Raw genomic sequence first — 20,584 nt, 5'->3', positions numbered from 1 at the left:
GCCTTTGCCCGGGATCGACCTGAACACATGACGATCGACGCGCACACATGACGAAGGCCCGGATCCTTGAGGATCCAGGCCTTCGGCTTTTCAGTAGCGGGGACAGGATTTGAACCTGCGACCTCTGGGTTATGAGCCCAGCGAGCTACCGAGCTGCTCCACCCCGCGTCGTTGTGACCTCAAGGTATCACGGCGGCGGACGGCCCCCGGACCGACGCGGCCCTGTGGCCACCGGTTCGCACCGGCGGCCACAGGGCCCGAGAGGCGGACGGCCGGCTCAGCTGCCCGGCTTGCCGCCCTTCTCGGACGCCTTCGCCGCCCGGTCCAGCGCCGCCTTCAGCTTCTTCTGAGCCTCGCCGTAACCGGCCCAGTCGCCGGAGGTGCGTGCCTTCTCGCCCTCCTCGTAGGCCTTCTGCGCATCGGCGAGGGCCTGCTGCACCGTCTGGTCGGACGGCGGCTGCCCGGTGTCGCCGCCGCTTGGCGGCTGCTCCGTGCCCGTACTGGGCGCCTTCTTGCCGAAGACCACATCCAGCGCGTCCTTGAGGGAGTCCTCCAGGACGGGCTTGCTGTCGCCGTAGCTGACCAACACCTTCTTCAGAAGCGGGTAGTTGGTGTTGGCGCCGCGCAGATACACCGGTTCGACATAGAGCAGTCCACCGTCCAGCGGCACGGTCAGCAGATTGCCGTACTCGATCTCCGAGTCGCCGAACTTCTTGAGGATGTTCAGCTCATTGGCGATGACCGGATCGGAGTTGAACTTCGACTGCACCAGCTGCGGGCCGGGCACCGGCGTCTCCGACGGCAGCTTCAGCAATCTGATCTTGCCGTAGTCGCCGCTGGTCGCATTGGCGTCGACGGCCATGAACGCACCGAGGTTGTCGCGCTTGTTGGGCGTGAAGGTCGTCGTCAGTGAGAACGCGCGGTTCTTCTGGTCCGGCATCTTCATGCTCAGGTAGTACGGCGGCACCGCGTTGCCCGACTTGGTCGTCGGGTCGTTCGGGATCTGCCAGCGCTCGGAGCCGGTGTAGAAGGTGCCGGGGTCCGTGACGTGGTACGTGGTCAGCAGCTGGCGCTGCACCTTGAAGAGGTCCTGCGGGTAGCGCAGATGCTCCTTGAGCGCCGGGCTTATGGCGCTCTTCTTCTCGACCGTGCCGGGGAAGGACTTCATCCAGGTCTTGAGGACCGGGTCCTTCTCGTCCCACTGGTAGAGCTTCACCGAACCGTCGTAGGCATCCACCGTCGCCTTGACGGAGTTGCGGATGTAGTTGACCTGGTTCTGCTGGGCCACCACCGCCCGCTGGCCGTCGGTGAGCGAATCGGCCGTGCTGTCCCCGAGCGTGGTGCGCGAGGCGTACGGGTAGCCGTTGCTGGTGGTGTAGGCGTCCACGATCCACTTGATCCGGCCGTCGATGACCGCCGGATAGGCGTCGCCGTCGATGGTCAGCCAGGGGGCGACGGATTCGACGCGCTCCTTGGGCGTGCGGTTGTACAGGATCCGCGAGCCGTCGCCGATCGCGCCGGAGTAGAGGATCTGCGGCTCCCCGAACGCCACCGCGTACGCGGCACGGTTGATCGGGTTCCCGAGGTTGACGCCGCTCTTGCCCTGGTAGCTGTAGCTCTTCTCGCCGCTGTCGTCGGAGTAGTCCAGTTCCTTCTGCGGACCGCCGACGATGGAGTACTGCGAGGTCTTCTCGCCGTAGTAGACCCGCTGCTGGTACGTGCCCAGCTGTCCCTTGGCCGGCAGATCCGACTCCGTGTACTTCGGACCGCCGCCGTCGGCGGCCTCCGTCCCCTTGGCGGCGACCGCGCCGTAGCCGTGGGTGTACTTGAAGTGGTCGTTGATCCAGTTGCGCTCGGGGATACCGGCGATGTTCAGCTCACGCAGACCGATGACGGTGTCCTGCTCGGCGCCGTCCTTGTCCTTGTAGCGGTCGACGTCCAGGGTGGAGGGGAACTGGTAGTAGCCCCGCACCTGCTGCTGTTGCTGGAAGGCCGGCGAGACCACGTTCGGGTCGAGCAGCCGCATGCTGGCCGTGGTGTCGGCGTTGTCGCGCAGCCGCTGGCTGTCCGCCTTGCCGGTGGGCTGATAGTCGCCCTTGTACGGCGTGACCTCGGAATCCTGGATGTCGTACGCGTCCCGGGTCGCCTTGATGTTCTGCTTGATGTACGGCGCTTCCTTGGCCTGCTCGTTCGGCTGGACCTGGAACTTCTGCACGATCTCCGGGTACACACCGCCGATGAGGACCGCCGAGAGCACCATCAGGCCGAAGCCGATCACCGGCAGCTGCCAGGTCCGCCGCCAGAGGGTGGCGAAGAACAGCACCGCACAGATCGCCGCGATGAAGAACAGGATGGTCTTCGCCGGGAGGTATGCGTTGGCGTCGACATACCGCAGGCCCGTCCAGTTGTCGGCCGACTTCAGGCCGCTGGACTTCACCGCGAGGCCGTACCGGTCGAGCCAGTACGCGATCGCCTTGAGCGAGACGAAGATGCCCAGCAGCACCGACAGATGGCCGGTCGCCGCCGCCGTCGCCCGCGAACCGGGGCTGGTCAGCCGCAGCCCGCCGTAGAGGTAGTGCGTCAGCGCCGCGGCGACCAGACACAGCACCGCGCAGGCGAAGCCGAAGCTCAACAGGAAGCGGTACCAGGGAAGATCGAAGGCGTAGAACGCGACGTCCATCCCGAACTGCGGGTCCTTCTTGCCGAAGGGGACACCGTTGACCCACTGGAGCCAGGTGCGCCACTCGCCGGAGGCGGAGGCACCGGCGATCAGCCCGATCACCGCCGTGATCGCGATCAGCGCCCACTTCTTGAACGGCGCGATGCTCATCCGGTAGCGGTCCAGGCTCTGCTGCTCCATGGACATCGCGCTCAGCGGCGGCCGCAGCCGGTGCGCCAGCCAGATGTTGACACCGACGGCGACGGCCATCACCACGCCGAAGGAGAAGAACAGACCGATCTTGGTCAGCAGGGTGGTCGTGAAGACCGAGGAGTACTTGACCGACCGATACCAGAGCCAATCCGTCCAAAACCCTGCAAACATCACGAAGAGCATGGCCAGTACGGCCAGCACACCCAATGTCATGAGCAGGGTCCGGATCCGCCGCGATGGTCGGCCGACTCTGATCCGTGGCCCTGTCGGGCCTCCGCCGCGGTCCGGCATCTGGAAAGCCAAGGTGCGCACCTCGAAGTTCGCTGTCGTGTGGAGCAGGCCCGGCGATAGTAGGACCCACCGATGCAACTTACGAAGGCTTTACTCAGTTCCCGCTTTCCGGGGTACACAAGGCACGATGTTGAGCATGACCAACCTCCCCGTTGACGGCACCCCCCTCGCCGCCGACCCCCTGACCCGCGCGGTGCTCGAGATCGACGAGTACAGCGCCGGGCTCGGCTGGGATCAGCCGGCCCGACTGTTCGCCCTCGTCGACACCGCCAAGCTGCGGGCGCAGGAGCCCTCGCTCGCCGCCCAGCTCGGTATCGACGACTCCACCACCACGTCCCTGACCCCCGTGGAGCAGGACGAGATCCCGGCGGGCGTCCCGCTGGACGAGTTCCTGGCCACCATCGCCTGGCCGGATGCCGTCACCGGCTGTGCGCTGACCGTCGAGCGGCTGATGCTGCCGCCGTCCGCCGAGGACTCCGAGCCCGCGGGCATGGACGAGGCGCAGCTCGCCAAGTGGGTCGCCGAGCACCCGGACCGTCAGGAGGTCCGGATGACGGTGGCCGTGCTGCGGGACGGCCGCCGTGAGTCGGCACTGCGGCTGCGCGAGAAGGACTCCACGTCCGAGGTCCTCACCGGCTCGGCACTGGTGCCGGGCCTCGCGGAAGCGCTGGCCGCGACCTTCGAGGCCTGACCGCGGCGTCCAGGGCCCCGGCCGGACGGCTCGCGTCCGGGGTCCTGGGGCGGGTCGGCCCTAGGAGCGGCCTGCCGGGCCGCAGCTCGGCAGGCCGGCGGCGTCGCCCTTGCGGATCTTTTCCAGCGCCTTGACGGCGTCGCCTATGGTGCCGACCTTGACCAGGGTCAGCCCCTTCGGGGTGTCCTTGGCCGCCGCGGCGCAGTTCTCCTTGGGCGTCAGGAAGAACTCCGCGCCCTTGTCGCGCGCACCGACCGTCTTCATCGCGATGCCACCGATCGGGCCGACCTTGCCCTTGTCGTCGATGGTGCCCGTACCGGCCACGAACTTGCCGCCGGTCATGTCCCCGGGCGTGAGCTTGTCGACGATGCCCAGCGCGAACATCAGGCCGGCACTCGGGCCGCCGACATCGGCCAGCTTGACGTCGATGGGGAACGGGAAGGTGTGGTCCACACCGGCCTGGATGCCCACGATGGCGCGGCCGTCGTCCGCCTTCTGCGTGCTGATCGTGATCTGCTTCGCGCCGGTCACGGCCTTCTTGCCCTGCTTCTCCGCCGCCGCGGCCTCCTTGGCGGGGATGATCGTGAAGACGACCTTCTCGCCCGGCTTGTGGCGGGTGACGAGCTTGGCGACGTCGCCGGTCTGCTTGACCGCCGTGCCGTCCACGGCCTTGATCACATCGCCCGCGTGCAGCCGGCCGTCGGCGGGCTTGTCCTTGACGACGGAGCCGACGACGGTCTGGGCGGCGACCGGGAGGTGCAGCTGCTTGAGGGCGGCGGCCTTGGCGCTCTCCTGGGACTGGCTGAACTCCTCGGCGTTCTCCTGGTCCGCCTGCTCGGCCGTCTGTCCCTCGGGGTAGAGCGTCTTGTGCGGCACCACGGCGTTGTCGTGGCCGAGCCAGCCGTACACCGCCTCGAAGAGGTTCATGCGGTAGTCGGGGCCGGTGACCCGGACGGTGGTCATGTTGAGATGACCCGTCGTCGGATAGGTCTTGCGCCGGGAGATCTGGAGCACCGGCTCGCCGTCGTGATCACCAAGAGTGTTGACCGTCGGCCCCGGAGACATCTCGGAGTACGGCACGGGGATCAGCACCCCTGCGCAGAGCAGCGCGATCAACATCAGGATCGAGGCGAGCAGCGTCGCGGTGCGGCGTGGCATGGAACGACAGTACGGGACGGGTATGACAACCGGCCCGCGGGGCCGTCCGTACGGGGCCGGGCGCCCGTCCGCAGAAAAGCGCCACCCCGGAGGGTGGCGCTTGCTTCCGCAGAGAAACGGCGAAGGTTCAGACCGGATCCGAGGCGGGCTCGGAAACGGAATGCTCCTTTTCCATGGCATCCCGGAACCGGGCATAGCCCGCGAGTTCCGCCACGTCCCCGGTCTTGCGATTCCGCATGGTCCAGCTGCTCCACACCGCGGCAATCAGCCCGGCGCCGACCGGAATCAGCAACCAGAGGAGCGCACCCATCAGCGACCTCCCAACCCCTTGTACGACCGCGATCGACGAATAAGCAGATTAACCATCTGCTGGGTCAACGCTCATGCCAGGGGGCGGGTTACGCAACCGGAACACATGGCACCGGTTCGGCCTCACGTTCGGAGTTCACCGTCCCGTGACTCCGGGCCAACGCCCCCGCCCCGTCTGTTGTGTCGACTGCCCGGAGAACGCGCGATTACGCACACGGAAAACGGGCCACGCGCCGGCCCTCCCGCCCGTCACCCGACTTCCGCCCCCGGAAGACGCCGCTAAGCGCCCACCCATTCTTCGGTCCCGTCGGAAAACACTTGATGCTTCCAGATCGGTACCTCGTGCTTGAGGTCGTCGATCAGTTTGCGGCAGGCCTCGAACGCCTCACCCCGGTGCGGGCAGGAAACCGCGACGACCACGGCCAGATCGCCGATGCGCAGATCGCCCACCCGGTGGACGGCGGCCAGCGCACGGACGGGGAAGTCGGCGGTCACCTTCTCGGCGATCCGGCGCATCTCCGCCTCGGCCGTCGGGTGCGCGGAGTAGCCCAGGCCCTCGACGTCGGCGCCGTTGTCGTGCGAGCGGACCGTGCCCACGAACAGGGCCGTGCCGCCGGCCGCCGTGTCGCCCACGGCCGCGAACACCTCGTCCACGGAGAGCGGGGTGTCGCGGATCTCCAGGAGCCGGATCGGGTCCGCCGCGGCCCGCTCACCGGGGTGGTCGCGGCCGGGGGACGAAGGGGAGGGCGTGCCAGACATGCCCCCATCGTGCCGCAACCGGGGGCGCCGCGGGAATGGCCGTTTCCGCCGGTCGTCCGGCCCGCCGTATGGAGACTCCTCCAGCCCGGCGGGCCCGGTACGGCTCAGATGCGGCGGCGGGCCTTACGGGCGCGCCGCACCAGTGCGGCGGTGCCCAGGAGGGCGACGGTGGCACCGGCGGCACCCGCGGCCGTGGCGTCCTTGCGGCCGAGCCGGCGGCCGGCGACGGTGTGCCGTCCGGCGACCTCTTCCAGGAGCTCGGCCAGCACCTCCTCGTTCGTCCAGCGGGGCCGCCAGCCCGCATCGTGCAGCCGGCTGCCGCTGACCACCCACGGGTGCATCGTGTACGCGAGGTCCCCGGCGGGCGACGGGGTCAGGCCGATCCGGTGCAGCCGGGCCGCGGCGCCCAGGGCCACCGAGGACGGCAGCTCCATGCGACGGATGCCGGACAGCTCCTCGACCTCCTCCTGCTCCAGCCAGCCGTCGCAGCCCACCGCCAGCTCGCCGTCGACCTTCTCCAGCGCGGCGTGCTCCAGGGCGCTGACCAGGTCCTCGACATGGCAGAACTGCCAGGCGGGGCGGGATCCGGCGACGACCAGGAGGCGGGGCGATTCGAAGTAGCGGGTCAGCGCGGTGTCGGTGCCGCCCACCAGGACGGCGGGGCGCAGCACGGTCACGTTCAGGCCGGGGTGGGCGCGGGGCGCGCGGTGCGCCAGGTGCTCGATCTCCAGCAGGTCGCCGACACCGGTGGCGTCCGCGGTGGCGCGCAGCTCGGCGTCCTCGGCCAGTGGCACATCGTTGTCGGGCAGTGCCCCGTAGACCATGGCGGAGGTGCACAGCACCACCCGGTGGACGCCGACGGCCGCGGCGGCGGTGAGCACGGTCTGGGTGCCGCGCACGTTGTAGGCGGTGCGGGCCGCGGCGTCGGTCTCCAGGTCGAGGTCGAGCGCCAGGTGGACGACGACGTCCGCACCGCGCAGTTTGTCGGCGATGGCGGGGTCCCGGACGTCGAGGACATGCCAGTGCGCCTCGGCGACGTCGCCGCGCCGCTCATCGATGGCCACCACCTCCTTGACCTCGTCGGATGCGACCAGGGCGCGGGTCAGCAGCGCCCCGACCCCGGACGCGGCTCCGGTGACGGCGACGACGGGCCGGCGCAGCGGCCGGTCCGTGGTGCCGTCTGCGCCATTGCCTGCCTTCTCGGTCTGGGCCGCAGCGTTTCGCGCTGCGCGAACGGTCGGATCTGGGGAACTCACCGGGCGTCTCCAGCGGTTGTCTTCAGTGCGAACGTGTGGTCATGCGTACGCACCAGGTGGCGTCCATCCTGCCGCAGCCACCGGGACAGCGAAGCACCGAGCCCCGAAGCGGTCCGGGTGTCTACGCTGGAGGTGATGTCGGGCAGCCGCCGTCGGCCACCTGGTCGGCGGCCCTACGAGCCGAGGAAACCCGTGAGTGACACCCCATTTGGATTCGGCCTTCCGCCGGAGGAGCCGGAGGACGGCGACAACGGCAAGAAGAAGGGCGGCCAGGGAGGTAGCCAGGGCCCCGCGGACCCCTTCGGGTTCGGCGGCGGGAGCGGCGGCGCGGACAATCCGTTCGCGGCGCTCTTCGGCGGCATGGGCGGCCCCGGTGGCGAGATGAACCCTGGAGACCTGGGAGCCGCCTTCCAGAAGCTCGGGCAGATGCTCTCCTACGAGGGCGGCCCGGTGAACTGGGACATGGCCAAGGACATCGCGCGGCAGACCGTCGCGCAGGGCGCCGAGGACGGCAGCAAGGACGCGAGCCTGTCGCCGGGTGAGCGCAGTGCGGTCGAGGAGGCCGTGCGGCTGGCGGATCTGTGGCTGGACGGTGTGACGTCGCTGCCGTCGGGGTCCGGCTCGGTGGTGGCCTGGAGCCGCGCCGAATGGGTCGAGGAGACCCTCCCGGTGTGGAAGGACCTGGTCAACCCGCTCGCCGAGCGCGTCGGGGCGGCCATGGGCGATGTGCTGCCCGGGGAGATGCAGGCCATGGCGGGCCCGCTGCTCGGGATGATGCGCTCCATGGGCGGCGCGATGTTCGGCACCCAGATCGGCCAGGCGCTGGGCGTACTGGCCGGCGAGGTCGTCGGTTCGACGGACATCGGGCTGCCGCTCGGCCCGGCCGGCAAGGCCGCGCTGCTGCCGGGGAACGTCACCACGTTCGGCACGGGCCTGGGCGTCCCGGAGGAGGAGGTGCGGCTGTATCTGGCCCTGCGCGAGGCCGCCCACCAGCGGCTCTTCGCCCATGTGCCGTGGCTGCGCTCGCATCTGTTCGGTGCCGTCGAGGGCTATGCGCGCGGGATCAAGGTCGACACGACCAAGCTGGAGGACGTGGTCGGCCAGATCGACCCGCAGCATCCCGAGGAGCTTCAGAACGCCCTTCAGCAGGGCATGTTCCAGCCCGAGGACACCCCGGAGCAGAAGGCGGCGCTGGCCCGTCTGGAGACCGCGCTGGCGCTCGTCGAGGGCTGGGTGGACGCGGTGGTGCACGCCGCCGCCAAGCCGCATCTGCCGTCGGCGGACAAGCTCCGTGAGACGCTGCGGCGGCGCCGGGCGAGCGGTGGCCCCGCCGAGCAGACGTTCTCGACGCTGATCGGTCTCCAGCTGCGTCCGCGGCGGCTGCGGGACGCCTCGCGGCTGTGGGCGTCGCTGACGGACGCGCGGGGCCTGGAGGGCCGCGACGGCCTGTGGGAGCACCCGGACATGCTGCCGACGGCGGCCGATCTGGACGACCCGGACGGGTTCGTGCACCACGAGCAGCCGGACTTCTCCGAGCTCGACAAGATGCTCGGCGAGGCCGCGAGCGGCGGCAAGCCGGATCTGGGCAAGCCCGCCCGGGAGAGCGACGGCCCGGACGAGACCCCCGGCGAGAGCAAGGGCGACGGCGACACGTGAGTCTGCACGAGGACGCGGCGCGGGTGCTCAAGGAGTGGCCCGCGCCGTCCCCCGACCAGGAACAACTACGGCTGACGTATCTGGATCACCTCGCCGCCCATCAGGACGGGATGTGGAAGCCCTGCAAGGACGGGCACCTCACGGCCAGCGCGCTGGTGATCGATCCGGCCGGCGGGCGGGTGCTGCTCACGCTGCACCGCAAGCTGAAGATGTGGCTCCAGATGGGCGGCCACTGCGAGCCGGAGGACGCCTCGCTGGCCGATGCGGCGCTGCGTGAGGCGCGTGAGGAGTCCGGGATCGCGCAGGGGCTGACGCTGCTGCCCGGCGGCCCGGTGCGGCTGGACCGCCATCACACGCCCTGCGCCTGGCATTTGGACGTGCAGTATGCGGCGCTGGCGCCCGCGGGCGCGGTGGCGGAGATCAGCGACGAGTCGCTGGACCTGCGGTGGTTCGCGTACGACGAGGTGCCCGGCGTCGCCGATGCGTCGGTGACGCGCCTGGTGGAGCGCACCCGCGCGCTGCTCTAGACAGCGGCACACACCTACCGGCGCCCGTCCCTTCCCGGGGGCGGGCGCCGGAGGTGTGTCAGCGATCGGCCGGCGGGCTCAGTTGGTGAAGATGTTGCCCTGGTTCTGTCCCCGGGCTCCCTGCTGGCCCATGCCGAACTGGGCGGCCACACCGGAGCCGATGACGGCGTTCTGCGGCGGCAGCAGCTCGCTGGGCTGGACCAGTGCGTAGCCCTGGCCGAGGAAGCTCAGCTCCCAGCCCTCTCCGGTGTTGCCGCGCCGGCGGAACACTCCCGAGGAGTGCGTCTGCGCCTGCATCTGGACACGCAGCGAAGCGGACCAGGCGACCACCGCGTCGGCATCGGCGTTGACGTACTTGTCGGGCGTGACCTGCAACATCAGCGGCTGGCCGGAGGTCATCAGGGCGACCTTGCCCCGTCCGGAGATGTTGAGCTGGTACTTGCCGGTGCCGGAGATGCCGTACTGGCTGTCGACGGAGACGACCTCCCAGTGGAGGCCGGAGTCCAGCGCGAGGACGTAGCTGCTGTCGACGGTCAGGCCGTCGTGGTCGACGTCGACGACATGGACGTACTGGCCGAGGTTGGCCAGATAGACCGTGCCCTGCCCGGAGACGCGCATCAGATCGAGGCCCTCACCGGAGTGCGCGCGGGTCCGGCGCTGGCCCGGCGTCTGGTAGTTGCCGTCGAATTCGAGCAGCCCCTGATAGGCGACCATCGTGCCCTTACGGGCGAGGACGTCCTCGTGGCCCTGGAGGGCGACGCGCAGCAGCTGGCTGTTCTGAAGGGCGTAGCGGTCCTGGGTCTGTGCCTCGGTGAAGGCGAAAAGTGGACTCTGCATGGCGTGTTCGGTCCTCCCCCTCAGCCCCGGGCCCGGAGCCGGTCGGTGCTGTCCTCGCTGGGCTGGACGACGACGAACCCCTGGCCGGAGAAGCCCAGTTGGTACGCCTCGCCGCTGCCGCGCCCGATCATCGAGGACGCCTTGAAGCTGCGCTTGCCCTTCATCTTCAAATGGGTCGACCAGGCGACGAGGGCGTCCGGGTCCACATAGGTCTCGTCCTCGCCGCGGCCGCAGTCGACGACGACGGGCGTGCCCCGGGAGGTCAGGGCGACCCAGCCGGTGCCCGAGATCTGGACGTTGAAGAGTCCCTGGCCGGCGAACTTCGCCATGCCCTTGACGCGCTGCACGCCCCACTGGAGATGGGCGTCGAGAGCGAGGAGGTTGGTGCCGTTGACGGAGAGCGCGTCGTCGTTGAGGTTGATGCAGACGACGTCGGCGCCGTAGTCGGCGAGGTAGAGCAGGCCGTCACCGGAGCACTTCATCAGGGGCGCACCTTCGCCGGTGAGCCACTGGGAGGCCATCTGGCGGACGGCCGGCGGGTTCGGCTCGTACTGGACGAAGCCTTCGTAGGCGACCATCGAACCGGTGCGTGCGAAGACGTCCTGGCCGCTCTGCATGGCGATCTTCACCATGGCGCTGCCGTGGTTCTCCATACGGGCGGCGGGCGGGGTCGGGACATAGCCCGACAGCTGCTGCTGGTTCATGACGTGCGGGCTCCCTCAGACCTCGTAGGGCTGGACGACGATGAAGTTGCCGGGCGCACCGCGGAACTGGAGGTTCACGGTCTCGCCGGAGTGGCCCGGATAGGCGTGCCGGCGCAGGCTCACCTGGCTGGAAATGATCACCTGCGAGGCGGCGGACCAGGCCACGATGGCGTTGGCGTCGGCGAAGGTGGTCGGGGTGACGGGGAGGACGACCGGGGTGCCCTGGGTCTTGACGACGAGGGTGCCGGTCCCCTGGAACTGCATGGTGAACAGGGCGCCACCGGGGATGCCGTGGCCCTCGATACGGCGGACCTCGTGCTGAAGCGACTCGTCGAAGGCGAGGACCGCCTCGGCGGACACACAGATGGCGTCGCCCTGGAGCTCGATGGGGTGCACATGGGCGCTGTTCTCCGCGAAGAAGACCTGGCCCTGGCCGGTGCAGCGCATCAGCTGCATTTCCTGGCCGGTGGCGTTGCCGACGATCCGGCCGCGGAAGCCGGCGCCCTTGTAGCCGAAGTCGACCTTGCCCTGATAGAGCACCATGCTGCCCTGCCGGGCGAGCACCGGCTGGCCGTCGACGCCGAGGTCGACGCGGATCAGCCTGCTGTTCTGCGGGGTCCAGCGCCGGCCCGTGGGGGCTTCCTTGTACTTGTCCAGTACGACGCCGAGGCCGGGGCCGGCGCCCTGGGGCACGGCCGGTGCCTGGCCGCCTCCGTACGGGGCGCCCGGGGGCTGCTGTCCCGGCTGGCCGTACGGGGCGGGCTGGCCCTGCGGGGCGCCGTATCCGCCGGGCGGCGGCGCGGGCTGCCCGTAGGGAGGTGCCTGCGGGGCCGGCTGGCCGGGGTAGCCGCCGGGTGCGGGCTGCGGCGGGCCGTACGGGTCCTGACCGGGCGCCGGCTGGCCGTACGGGGCCGGCGGCTGCTGGCCGGGCACGCCGGGCGGCGGGGCCAGTGGCGCGGCGAGCGTGGGCGCGCTGTGGACCTGCGGCGCGGTGGGCTGCGGGGGCTGTGGTGCGGCCGGGGGTGCCTCCTGCGGCGCGCCCTGGGGCGGGCCCTGGGGCGGGCCGAACTCGGGCGCGGGCTGTGGGGCGGACGGCGCGTCAGGCACCCCGAAGGACGGGGCGGGGGCGGCCGGCCCGGACGGCGGGGCGAAGCCCGGTACATCCTGTGCCGTGGCGGTCGGCTCGGGCTGCGCCTCGGCCTCTTCGGCGACCTCGCCGCCGAAGTTCTTCAGCAGCGCCTCGAGGCCGCCGTCGAAGCCCTGGCCGACAGCGGCGAACCGCCAGACGTCCTTGAGGTAGAAGTCGCCGAGCATGACGGCGCGTTCCGTGCTGAACTCGCTGCCGTTGAAGGAGTAGCGGGCGACCTCTTCGCCGCCGGCCACGATCCGGAGGTAGCCGGGGCCGATCTGCGAGACCTGGCCCGCGCCGTCGAGCGCGGCGGTGAAGGAGAGCTTCTGGATGTGCGGCGGGATCTTGTCGAGGGTGACCCGGAAGGACTCGCTGTCACCGGCCTGCGCGCCGAGCAGCTGGATCGACTCCTCGGGCGACTTGGGCTGGTTGAAGAAGACGAAGTACCGGTCGTCGGAGAGCCGCTCGTCGGCGTCCAGGCCGAAGCAGCTGATGTCGAAGGACAGGCCGGGTCCGGCGATCTGCACACCGACGTACAGATCCGTTCCCGCCGTCAGATCACTGATTTTGGCCTTGTGGCCCCGCTGGAATTCCCTGGCCATACGTAACGCCCGTCCCCCGCTCCCGCTGTGAGTTCCTCTGCGCGGCCAGGCTAACCGCTGGCGCCGACAGCGGGCGATGCCGGGGCGCGACGGATCTCGTCCGGCTGCGCGCCCTCATTCCCCGCGGGCGACGGGCAGATGGGGCAGCCGGTCGGCCGCGACCACCCCTTCGAGGTAGCCGCGGGCCCGTTCCGTACGGGCGTAGGACTCCAGCAGGCTCCAGAACCGGGGGCCGTGGCCGGGGACGAGCAGATGGGCGAGTTCGTGCAGCAGGACGTAGTCGATGACGTACTCCGGCATGCCCTGGAGGCGGTGCGAAAGACGGATGCTGCCCTCGGCCGGGGTGCACGAGCCCCAGCGGGTGTTCTGGTTGGTCACCCAGCGCACCGAGGCGGGGCGGGCCCGGCCGTCCAGGTACTGACCGGACAGCCGCTCGGCGCGCTCGGCCAGCTCACCGTCGCCCAGCATCCGCTTGCTCTCCTGGGCGGCGAGCTTGTCCAGCATGACGGTGACCCAGCGCCGCTCCTCCGCCTCGGACATACGGGCCGGAATCAGGACGACCGTGCGGTCGCCCTCGCGGTACGCGGAGACCGTTCTGCGCCGTCGTGAACTGCGGCGCACCTCGACAGCGCTGGTGCCCGATCCGCGGGCCAGGGGGTTGGGGGCGGCACCGCGCGAGGTGTCAGCGGCGCGGCGCAGAGGGGTTTCCCCTGAGCCGTGGGCGGAAGGGTCGGCGGGCACGCGCCCGACGTTACCCGCTGGCGCGGCGGGAAGTCCCGCCCCGCGGACGGTTCGCCATCGAACCACTCCATGGCGTGCACCGCTTGTACGACCATTGCCCACCGCCTGTGGATAACTTCCGCACCGATCCGCCGCGGGGCGCATGCTGAGAGCCGGACGACGAAGGAAAAGGACAGGGGCGGAGATGAGGCATCCGATGCTCAAGCCCGCGCTGCGGCGCGGATGGCGGGACCGGGAGACGGTGCGGTTCGGGGTGGCGCCGGCGCATGCGATGGTGGTCGGCCCGGTCGATACGGCGACCGGCAGTTTCCTCTCACTGATCGACGGCACCCGCACCATGCAGCAACTGGTCGAGGAGGCCGCGTTACTGGACCTCCCGCCCGAGCATGTGCGGGGTGTCGTGGACCGGCTCGGCGCCGCCGGGCTGCTGGAATCCCCCACCGAGGGCGGCCCGTCGGCCGAAGCGGTCCGGGCGGACCACACCGCCTTCGAGCAGCTGCGGCCCGATCTGGCGTCCCTCTCGGTGCGGCATCCGGAGCCGGCGGGCGCGCTGGGCCGGATGGGAGCGCGCCGGGCGGTCCGGGCGCGGGTCAAGGGGTCGGGGCGGGTCGGCGCCGCGATCGCGGCGCTGCTCTCGGCCTCGGGCATCGGCCGGGTGGAGGTGTTCGACGGTGGCACGGTCCAGCCGTGGGACGTCCTGCCCGGCGGGCTGCCGGCCGAGCGGATCGGCGAGCGGCGGCGCTCCGCCGCGCAACGGCTGGTTCACCAGTCCTCCCCCTGGAGCCGTACCCCACGGCCGAGGGTTCCGGTCAGCGAGTCGGGCGAACCCGGACTGTCGCTGGTGGTGCTGGCCCCGCGGGACGGGCTCGGCGCATACGCCCCCGACCCCGTGTTGTCCGAACCGTTGCTCACCGCCGGAATCCCGCATCTTTACGCGGGGGTGATCGAGGGCACGGGTGTGGTGGGTCCGTTGGTGCTGCCCGGCGGTTCGGCCTGTGCCCGCTGCGACGAGCTGCGTCGTACGGACGCGGAGCCGGCCTGGCCGCGGTTGCTTGCGCAGTGGCGGTCGGGGCGTGCCGCACCCGCGGTTCCGGCCTGCGATGCCGCGTTGGCAACAACGGTCGCGGGGATCGCCGCCGTCCAGGCGCTGGCGTTCCTCGATGGCGAACTACCGCCGTGCACAGGTGCGCGGATGGAGCTCGCGGCGCCGTGTGCGAGCGTGCGCACGGTGCGGATCGAGCCGCATCCGGACTGCGGCTGTGGCGCTGCCGCTTCACCGGCTGCGGCAGGCGCCTCGGATCCGCAGCCCGAACACGCCACAATGACGGAGTAACCCCGGTAGGGGGACAGTGTGAGTTGGAGGGGCGCATGTCTGATCTTCCCCGCAAGGCGGTCACCCGCACCGCCAAGCTGGCCGCGCTGCCACTGGGGTTCGCCGGCCGCGCCACTTGGGGCCTGGGCAAGCGGATCGGTGGCAGATCCGCCGAGATCGTCGGCCGCGAGCTGCAACAGCGCACCGCGGAACAGCTCTTCAAGGTGCTCGGTGAACTGAAGGGCGGGGCAATGAAGTTCGGGCAGGCGCTGTCCGTCTTCGAGTCCGCACTGCCCGAGGAGGTCGCCGGCCCGTACCGCGCCGCTCTGACGAAACTTCAGGAAGCGGCGCCGCCGATGCCGACGAGCACGGTGCACGCGGTGCTGGCGGAGCAGCTCGGCGAGGACTGGCAGGAGCTGTTCGAGGAGTTCGAGGACAAGCCGGCCGCGGCGGCCTCGATCGGGCAGGTGCACCGGGGGGTGTGGCACGACGGCCGCGAGGTGGCCGTCAAGGTGCAGTATCCGGGCGCCGGCCAGGCGCTGCTGTCGGATCTGTCGCAGCTGAGCCGGTTCGCCCGGCTGTTGGGTCCGCTGATCCCGGGCATGGACATCAAGCCGCTGATCGCCGAGCTGCGCGACCGGGTGTCGGAGGAGCTGGACTACTCCCTGGAGGCGGAGGCCCAGCGGGCCCATGCCGAGGAGTTCGCGGACGACCCGGATGTGGTGGTGCCGGCCGTGGTCCACCAGTGCGACCAGGTGCTGGTGACGGAGTGGATGGCGGGGCTGCCGCTGTCCGAGGTGATCGCGGACGGCACCGACGAACAGCGGGACCGGGCCGGCCAGCTCCTGGCGCGCTTCCTCTTCTCCGGCCCCGCCCGTACGGGCCTGCTGCACGCCGACCCGCATCCGGGCAACTTCCGGCTGCTGGCCGGGGACCACCCGGACGGACCGGTCGAGGAGTGGCGGCTGGGGGTGCTGGACTTTGGCACCGTCGACCGGCTCCCCGACGGACTGCCGCCGACGATCGGTACGTCCCTGCGGATGACGCTGGACGGCGAGGCGGACGCGGTCTACCAGCTGCTGTGCGAGGAGGGCTTCGTCAAGGAGTCCATCGAGCTGGACCCGGACGCGGTGCTGGAGTATCTGTTGCCGATCATCGAACCCGCGCAGGTGGACGAGTTCACCTTCACCCGGGGCTGGATGCGCCGGCAGGCGGCCCGCGTCGGTGACCCGCGCTCGCCCGCCCACCAGTTGGGCAAACAGCTCAATCTGCCGCCCGCGTACCTGCTGATCCACCGGGTGACCTTGAGCACGATCGGTGTGCTGTGCCAGTTGGGGGCGACGGTACGGCTGCGCGACGAACTCGAGGCATGGATGCCCGGTTTTGTACCCGAGGAGGAGCCGGCCGGCTCGGAGCTCACCGGCTTCGACACCGTCATCGGCGCGGACATCAGCGAGGAGGCCGTCGAAGGGTCCACCGCCTGAGCCCACCCGCCGGGCCGCCCCGCCTCGGGCCGCCGGCCACGGCGTCGAGGAGCCTCACCACCAGGTCGAATCCAGCCGTCCCTCGATGGCCCGGAGGTTCTCCCGCGCGCAGTCGTCGCAGAAGTAGCGGCGTTCACCGTTCTCGACGGAGCAGGTCCAGGTCGGCGGGGTGCCTTCGGCCACCGCCCCGCAGCCGGCACACACCGTGTTCCCGTCGGCCAACTCCGCCTGTTCATGCGTCTTCTGGTCCACCGTCCGACGATATCCCCGCCAACTACAGGAAGCGGGATATAACGCACCACGGGGCCCGCCCTGTCGGACGGACCCCGTATGTGGCGGTATCAGCGCACCGCCGTTACTGCATCACGGCCATGGCCAGCGCACGACGGGCACGCAGCGACGCGCGCTCGGCACGCCGCTGCATACGCCGCGCGGCGGCGAGCCGATGAGCCCTGCGTTCCGATTCGGCCTCCCGCAGCCGTTCGTGCATATGGGCCCGAGCCAGGGCTTCTGGGATGAGTTGCATGGCGTGGTTCCTGTTCTGACGCGACTCGATCACGTCGGTGTTCACGGGGACGGGTGTGTCGGTGAAGGTGGGGTTCATCGTGAGGTCCTGCTTCTGGGGATCCCGTGTGAGGGGACGGTCGATCGTTCCTGTGCCGATGGTGTTCATGCCGCGACCGGGTTCTTGCGCGGACGGCCACGCGGCCGCTTCCGCGGCACGACAACGCCCTGGACGAAGAGCTCGCCGCCCCAGACGCCCCACGGCTCACGGCGGTCCTTGGCACCGGCAAGGCATGCCTCGCGGACCGGGCAGGTCTGACACAGCGTCTTGGCGTACTCGACGTCGGCCGGGGACTCGGCGAAGAAGACCTCCGGGTCGTAGGTCCGGCACGGAACGGCAGCGCCGAGGCGGTCGATCTCGTCGTCGAGCTCGGTGAGGGGCAGCAAGGAGTTCTCCTGGGGGTCGGGCGGAGGGATCAGGTCGGTTGCTACGGACGGGGTGTGCGTCTGGAGTTGCACGGTGGTGTGTTCCTCGTCTGTTCGGCCCGGCTGGTGGCGGGCGCTTGGGCAAACAAAAGGGCCGCGGATCCCGGTGTGGGTTCCGCGGCCCTGGAAGGTGCCGACCTGATCGCGCCGATCAGGCTGGATCTCTCCAGGGTTCGAGGCCGCGGTAGGCCCACATTTCATGCTTCGTCTGGTACTGCTGCCGGGATTCGGCACCGTTGGCCGCCGCGAAGGCAAAGGCATTCGCCGATGCCGCCACTACGGCTGCCGCAGGTGCCTCGGTCGGTCGCGCGGTGCGCTCACTGCGCGTCAGCACAGCGAGGGACTCGGGGCGCGCGACCTCGGTACCGGACAGGCGGCCGAAGCCGGACAGACCGGTGCCAGGGAGCGAGGAGCCGAGCGTGCAGGTGGCGACGACCGAGAGATCGGTCATTTTGTTGGTCTCGATGATGCTGATCACTGGTCTCGCCTCCTCTCGGCGTCTCGGTGGACCGGGAATCCCGTTCCAGGGTGTTCAAGTACAGCACGGATCCATCGGATCTCGGAAAGAAACCGTTGTCTCCGTTGCTTCTGAAGGCTATGGGGCGGTGCTCCGCGGGCGCAAACTATTTTTTCGACGAGTTTTCCGCGGCGCCTTCGGGCCCCTCCTCAGAGACCCCCGCGAGCTCCTCGCCGGCACAGATCGCCAGCACATCACTGCCGTAGCGGTCGAACTTCCGCCGCCCCACTCCTGAGATGACCGCAAGCTCCGATTCGGTTCCCGGAACGGCCTCCGCGATCGCCATCAGTGTCTTGTCGGTGAAGATGCAGTACGCGGGCTGCCGGGAGCGCGCGGCCTGCTCGGCCCGCCAGTCACACAGCCGCTCGTAGAGCGCCTCGTCCAGCTCCGAAGGGCAGTCCTCACACCGCATCAGCTTCATCTCGCCCGGGTCCGTGAGCGTCCTGTTGCAGACCCGGCAGCGGGCCGGGCTGCGGTGCTTGGTGCGCCGAGCCGCCGGCGCCGTCCCGTCGCCGCGCTCGACGCCCCCTGGGGCCGCGCCCGGTGTGCGGCGGCCCGCCACCGCACCGGAGCCCGGCCGCAGGCCGCTCAGGAACCGGCTGGGGCGGCGGGAGGCCCGCCCGCCCGGAGAGCGCGCCAGCGACCAGGACAGTCCCAGATGGAGCCGGGCGCGAGTGACACCGACATACAGGAGCCGGCGCTCCTCCTCTATCTGCTCGTCTGTCTTGGCGTAGGTGATCGGCATCATGCCTTCGGTGAGACCGACCAGGAAGACGGCCTCCCACTCCAGGCCCTTGGCGGCGTGCAGGGACGCGAGGGTCACGCCTTCGACCGTCGGGGCGTGCTGCGCGTTGGCCCGCTCGTCCAGCTCGGCGACGAGGTCGGCGAGGGTGGCCGTGGGCCGGGCCCGGGCGAAGTCCTCGGCGAGCCGCACCAGAGCGGCCAGGGACTCCCAGCGGTCCCGCACCGCCCCGGAACCGGCCGGCGGCCGGCTGGTCCAGCCCATGTCGCTGAGCACCGCCCGCACCTCGGACGGCAGGTCCAGCGCGTCGTCGAGCAGCGCGTCATTGCCCCCGAAGCGGGCGGCGCCCCGCAGCTTGACGCCCGCCTCGCGCACCTCCGGCCGTTCGAAGAACCGCTCGGCTCCCCGCAGCTGATACGGCACCCCGGCATCGGCCAGCGCCTGCTCATAGACCTCGGACTGAGCGTTGATGCGGAACAGGACGGCGATCTCCCCGGCGGACACCCCGGAAGCGATCAGGTCGCGGATACGGCGGGCGGTGCCCTCGGCCTCGGCGGGCTCGTCGGCGTACTCCGTGTAGACGGGCTCGGGGCCCGCGTCCCGCTGCGAGATCAGCTCCAGGCGGTGCTCGGCGGCCCGCCCACGGGCCTGGGAGAGCAGGCCGTTGGCGAGGCGCACGACCTGGGGGCTGGAGCGGTAGTCGCGGACGAGCTTGACGACCGTCGCGTTCGGGTGGCGGGTGCGGAAGTTGAGGAGGTGGTCGGGGGTGGCGCCGGTGAAGCTGTAGATCGTCTGGCTGGCGTCGCCCACCACGCAGAGGTTGTCGCGGTCCCCCAGCCACAGCTCCAGCAGCCGCTGCTGGAGCGGGCTGACGTCCTGGTACTCGTCGACAACGAAGTGCTGATACTGCGTACGGACCTGCTCGGCGATGTCGTGCCGGTCCTGGAGGACACCGACCGTGAGCAGCAGCACGTCCTCGAAGTCGATGGTGCCCCGGTCGCGCTTGAGCTGTTCGTACGTGCCGTAGATCTGCCCGATCTCGGCCGGGTCGCGCGGGGCCTCACGGCCGGCCTTGGCGACCGCCGCCGGATAGTCGGCCGGGACGGTCTGGGTGACCTTGGACCACTCGATCTCCGCCGTGACATCGCGCAGCTCATTGCGGTCGAGCCGGATGCGGCAGCGGGCGGCGGCCTCGGCGACGAGCTGGATCTTGCGCTCCAGCAGCCGCGGGACCTCCCCGCCGACAGCCTTCGGCCAGAAGAACTGGAGCTGCCGCAGCGCCGCGGAGTGAAACGTCCTGGCCTGGACCCCGCCCGCGCCGAGCTGACGCAGCCGGCCGCGCATCTCGCCGGCCGCGCGGGCCGTGAACGTGACGGCGAGCACACTCGCGGGCTGGAGAATCCCGGCCCGGACCCCGTACGCGATCCGGTGGGTGATCGCGCGGGTCTTGCCCGTGCCGGCACCGGCCAGCACACACACCGGACCGTGCAGAGCCGTCGCGACCTCGCGCTGCTCGGGGTCGAGCCCGTCGAGCACCCCGTCGGCCGAATCAGGCACCTGCGGGAAAAGAGAGGAGTCCGTTGCTGCTGTCACCCCGCCATGCTGCCAGGTCCTCCGGGACGCCCGGGACAGCTGTCCACAGCCACGGGAGCCGGTCGTATGCATGCCGACCGCTGTGGACGAGTGAGGGTGCGGGGGCGCGGGGGGTGCTTTGCTGGTCTCGGTGGCCGGAGCGGCGGGCGGAGGTGGCGGTTGGAGGCTGGTGAGGGTGGGTGAGCGGGGCTCGTAGATCTCGTAGATGTGGTGCGGGGGTGGTGCCGGGCTGGGGCTGGGGCTGGGGCTGGAGACAGCGTTGCGGGGCGGCTTTGGTCGGTGGGGGTTGGGGTGGGGAGGGGCGGGGGCGGCCCCCCGGGAGGGGCACGTGCGGGCCGGGGGCGTCGGGAGCGGGCGCGGCCATTGCCAGGCCGTGCCACAGCCGTTCCCGAGGCCGTTTCGGGGGCACGGGAA

At 70.5% G+C, this 20,584-nt stretch carries 19 protein-coding genes and 1 tRNA gene; 5 read left to right on the top strand and 15 right to left on the bottom strand.

Translation table 11 applies throughout. The annotated features are described in order from the left end of the window. Positions 1 to 94: 94 nt before the first annotated feature. Both TU31_RS03005 and TU31_RS03000 read right to left on the bottom strand, forming a co-directional pair. Positions 95 to 168, bottom strand: a tRNA-Met gene (locus TU31_RS03005). Between the two features lie 109 nt (positions 169 to 277). Further along, on the bottom strand, positions 278 to 3,085 hold the full coding sequence (locus tag TU31_RS03000) for a UPF0182 family membrane protein (RefSeq protein WP_042148411.1): 2,808 nt from the start codon (positions 3,083 to 3,085) through the stop codon (positions 278 to 280). Positions 3,086 to 3,299: 214 nt separating this feature from the next. On the opposite strand from TU31_RS03000, the gene TU31_RS02995 reads away from it, so the two are divergent. Continuing rightward, entirely contained in the window at positions 3,300 to 3,854 is a 555-nt protein-coding gene (locus TU31_RS02995) for a PPA1309 family protein (RefSeq protein ID WP_042148408.1), read from the top strand. Between the two features lie 60 nt (positions 3,855 to 3,914). Here TU31_RS02995 and TU31_RS02990 read toward each other — a convergent pair whose 3' ends face one another. From TU31_RS02990 to TU31_RS02975, 4 genes are all read right to left on the bottom strand, one after another. Next, positions 3,915 to 5,012 carry a YlbL family protein gene (locus TU31_RS02990; RefSeq protein ID WP_042148407.1) on the bottom strand — a complete coding sequence of 366 codons (1,098 nt, stop codon included), beginning with the start codon at positions 5,010 to 5,012 and terminating at the stop codon, positions 3,915 to 3,917. A gap of 127 nt (positions 5,013 to 5,139) precedes the next feature. Next, positions 5,140 to 5,322: a hypothetical protein gene (locus tag TU31_RS02985; protein WP_042148404.1), complete on the bottom strand. Its 183-nt coding sequence runs from the start codon at positions 5,320 to 5,322 to the stop codon at positions 5,140 to 5,142. A 278-nt stretch (positions 5,323 to 5,600) separates the two neighbouring features. After that, the gene (locus tag TU31_RS02980) at positions 5,601 to 6,080 is read right to left on the bottom strand and encodes a molybdenum cofactor biosynthesis protein MoaE (RefSeq protein WP_042148401.1); all 480 of its coding nucleotides are present in this window, start codon (positions 6,078 to 6,080) and stop codon (positions 5,601 to 5,603) included. 104 nt (positions 6,081 to 6,184) lie between these two features. Next, positions 6,185 to 7,336, bottom strand: coding sequence for an SDR family oxidoreductase (locus tag TU31_RS02975; protein ID WP_042148398.1), 1,152 nt, complete (start codon positions 7,334 to 7,336; stop codon positions 6,185 to 6,187). Between the two features lie 192 nt (positions 7,337 to 7,528). Between TU31_RS02975 and TU31_RS02970 the strand changes: the two genes are divergently transcribed. Both TU31_RS02970 and TU31_RS02965 read left to right on the top strand, forming a co-directional pair. Then, complete coding sequence (locus tag TU31_RS02970; RefSeq protein WP_042148396.1) at positions 7,529 to 8,992, top strand: zinc-dependent metalloprotease; 1,464 nt, start codon at positions 7,529 to 7,531, stop codon at positions 8,990 to 8,992. Beyond that, a complete protein-coding gene (locus TU31_RS02965; RefSeq protein WP_042148394.1) occupies positions 8,989 to 9,519 on the top strand; it encodes an NUDIX hydrolase in 531 nt (176 codons plus the stop codon). Before TU31_RS02970 ends, TU31_RS02965 begins: the two co-directional genes overlap by 4 nt. Before the next feature lie 78 nt (positions 9,520 to 9,597). Here the strand turns inward: TU31_RS02965 and TU31_RS02960 are convergent, their stop codons facing one another. The 4 genes from TU31_RS02960 to TU31_RS02945 all read right to left on the bottom strand — a co-directional run bounded on the left by TU31_RS02960 (position 9,598) and on the right by TU31_RS02945 (position 13,532). Further along, the gene (locus tag TU31_RS02960; protein ID WP_042148392.1) at positions 9,598 to 10,356 is read right to left on the bottom strand and encodes an AIM24 family protein; all 759 of its coding nucleotides are present in this window, start codon (positions 10,354 to 10,356) and stop codon (positions 9,598 to 9,600) included. Positions 10,357 to 10,376: 20 nt separating this feature from the next. Then, entirely contained in the window at positions 10,377 to 11,060 is a 684-nt protein-coding gene (locus TU31_RS02955; RefSeq protein ID WP_042148391.1) for an AIM24 family protein, read from the bottom strand. Between the two features lie 15 nt (positions 11,061 to 11,075). Further along, on the bottom strand, positions 11,076 to 12,791 hold the full coding sequence (locus tag TU31_RS02950) for a TerD family protein (RefSeq protein WP_042148388.1): 1,716 nt from the start codon (positions 12,789 to 12,791) through the stop codon (positions 11,076 to 11,078). 114 nt (positions 12,792 to 12,905) lie between these two features. Beyond that, entirely contained in the window at positions 12,906 to 13,532 is a 627-nt protein-coding gene (locus tag TU31_RS02945) for a M48 metallopeptidase family protein (RefSeq protein WP_078885522.1), read from the bottom strand. A 184-nt stretch (positions 13,533 to 13,716) separates the two neighbouring features. Between TU31_RS02945 and TU31_RS02940 the strand changes: the two genes are divergently transcribed. Both TU31_RS02940 and TU31_RS02935 read left to right on the top strand, forming a co-directional pair. Beyond that, a complete protein-coding gene (locus TU31_RS02940; protein WP_042148381.1) occupies positions 13,717 to 14,865 on the top strand; it encodes a ThiF family adenylyltransferase in 1,149 nt (382 codons plus the stop codon). A gap of 35 nt (positions 14,866 to 14,900) precedes the next feature. Beyond that, positions 14,901 to 16,328 (top strand): ABC1 kinase family protein, encoded by a 1,428-nt coding sequence (locus TU31_RS02935; RefSeq protein ID WP_042148377.1) that lies wholly within the window; start codon positions 14,901 to 14,903, stop codon positions 16,326 to 16,328. Positions 16,329 to 16,382: 54 nt separating this feature from the next. Here TU31_RS02935 and TU31_RS02930 read toward each other — a convergent pair whose 3' ends face one another. The 5 genes from TU31_RS02930 to TU31_RS02910 all read right to left on the bottom strand — a co-directional run bounded on the left by TU31_RS02930 (position 16,383) and on the right by TU31_RS02910 (position 20,242). After that, positions 16,383 to 16,580: a hypothetical protein gene (locus TU31_RS02930; protein WP_042148374.1), complete on the bottom strand. Its 198-nt coding sequence runs from the start codon at positions 16,578 to 16,580 to the stop codon at positions 16,383 to 16,385. A gap of 103 nt (positions 16,581 to 16,683) precedes the next feature. Next, positions 16,684 to 17,001: a putative WhiB-interacting protein gene (locus TU31_RS02925; RefSeq protein ID WP_042148370.1), complete on the bottom strand. Its 318-nt coding sequence runs from the start codon at positions 16,999 to 17,001 to the stop codon at positions 16,684 to 16,686. Then, positions 16,998 to 17,351: a WhiB family transcriptional regulator gene (locus TU31_RS02920; RefSeq protein ID WP_026169602.1), complete on the bottom strand. Its 354-nt coding sequence runs from the start codon at positions 17,349 to 17,351 to the stop codon at positions 16,998 to 17,000. Before TU31_RS02920 ends, TU31_RS02925 begins: the two co-directional genes overlap by 4 nt. 118 nt (positions 17,352 to 17,469) lie before the next feature. After that, positions 17,470 to 17,796 (bottom strand): hypothetical protein, encoded by a 327-nt coding sequence (locus tag TU31_RS02915; protein ID WP_042148367.1) that lies wholly within the window; start codon positions 17,794 to 17,796, stop codon positions 17,470 to 17,472. Between the two features lie 145 nt (positions 17,797 to 17,941). Then, positions 17,942 to 20,242: an ATP-dependent DNA helicase UvrD2 gene (locus tag TU31_RS02910; RefSeq protein WP_078885520.1), complete on the bottom strand. Its 2,301-nt coding sequence runs from the start codon at positions 20,240 to 20,242 to the stop codon at positions 17,942 to 17,944. Positions 20,243 to 20,584: the final 342 nt, after the last annotated feature.

Source organism: Streptomyces lydicamycinicus (assembly GCF_000829715.2).
Lineage (GTDB): Bacteria > Actinomycetota > Actinomycetes > Streptomycetales > Streptomycetaceae > Streptomyces > Streptomyces lydicamycinicus.
The sequence above is the reverse complement of the archived record's forward strand: the minus strand, read 5'-3'. Positions and strand labels throughout refer to the sequence as shown.